General features: G+C 33.3%; 1 protein-coding gene. It reads left to right on the top strand.

What is annotated here, in order from left to right; translation table 11 throughout:
- Window positions 1–249 (top strand): HAD hydrolase-like protein (locus tag BAU17_RS01775; RefSeq protein ID WP_161901101.1); only part of this gene is annotated, 249 nt, incomplete at its 5' end.
- Window positions 250–399: the final 150 nt, after the last annotated feature.

Raw genomic sequence — 399 nt, 5'->3', positions numbered from 1 at the left:
GAAATTGTGGGAACTGAAAATAATTTTGCCAGAAAGCCTGCACCAGATGCTATTAATTATCTAACCCAGACCTATCAAATGCCCGTTGAAAAAACGGTGATGATTGGTGATCGTCCACTAGATATTGATGCAGGAAAAAATGCGCAAGTCAAAACGATTTTTTATGACTTAGAACAACTTATTTCCGATGTGCAAGCAGATTATACTGTTTGTTCAGTTGCTGAGATGCAAGAGATAATAGAAAAATAATAAAAAAAGCTGATATTCAAAAAAAGAATATCGGCTTTTTTCGTATTTAAATGTGAAAGGAGAGGAGTATAATGAATTTTTTTCGTCAGATTTCACATTATAAACAGTATGCATTAGTAGGATTAATAGCGAGTATGTTAATCATTGGCG

Origin of the sequence: Candidatus Enterococcus willemsii, assembly GCF_009933335.1 — a bacterium.
GTDB classification, from domain to species: Bacteria; Bacillota; Bacilli; order Lactobacillales; family Enterococcaceae; genus Enterococcus_F; species Enterococcus_F willemsii.
The sequence above is the reverse complement of the archived record's forward strand: the minus strand, read 5'-3'. Positions and strand labels throughout refer to the sequence as shown.